The sequence below is a fragment of the Pseudomonas sp. 58 R 3 genome, from assembly GCF_900006605.1.
GTDB classification, from domain to species: domain Bacteria; phylum Pseudomonadota; class Gammaproteobacteria; order Pseudomonadales; family Pseudomonadaceae; genus Aquipseudomonas; species Aquipseudomonas salomonii.
Genome location: NZ_CVTT01000088.1, coordinates 74574 through 75184 on the forward strand (window position 1 = coordinate 74574; position 611 = coordinate 75184).

Genomic DNA, 611 nt, shown 5'->3' on the forward strand with positions numbered 1-611 from the left:
GTCACCGCCACAAACCCCGCCCGCTGGTTCGGCTGCATTGATCGTTCCCACGCTCTGCGTGGGAATGCAGCCCCGGACGCTCCGCGTCCCAAAGCGTGACGCAGAGCGTCACAAGAGGCATTCCCACGCAGAGCGTGGGAACGATCCTTAGTGGCTGAAAAGTCCCGCCATCGCCTTGAGCCGCTTTTTGTAGACCCGCCGCGCCTCCAAGGCTTCCTCCAATGTCACCGCCACAAACCCCGCCCGCTGGTTCGGCTGCATTGATCGTTCCCACGCTCTGCGTGGGAATGCAGCACCGGACGCTCCGCGTCCCAAAGCGTGACGCAGAGCGTCACAAGAGGCATTCCCACGCAGAGCGTGGGAACGATCCTTAGTGGCTGAAAAGTCCTGCCATGGCCTTGAGCCGCTTTTTGTAGACCCGCCGCGCCTCCAAGGCTTCCTCCAACGTCACCGCCACAAACCCCGCCCGCTGGTTCGGCTGCATTGATCGTTCCCACGCTCTGCGTGGGAATGCAGCCCCGGACGCTCCGCGTCCCAAAGCGTGACGCAGAGCGTCACAAGAGGCATTCCCACGCAGAGCGTGGGAACGATCCTTAGTGGCTGAAAAGTCC

Annotated in this window: 2 pseudogenes; both read right to left on the minus strand. The window is 62.7% G+C overall.

The features are described from left to right. Positions 1-147 precede the first annotated feature (147 nt). Positions 148-261, minus strand: a pseudogene (locus BFP92_RS30950) (allophanate hydrolase); the annotation flags it as partial. Between the two features lie 109 nt (positions 262-370). Beyond that, positions 371-484, minus strand: a pseudogene (locus tag BFP92_RS31625) (allophanate hydrolase); the annotation flags it as partial. Between the last annotated feature and the right edge of the window lie 127 nt (positions 485-611).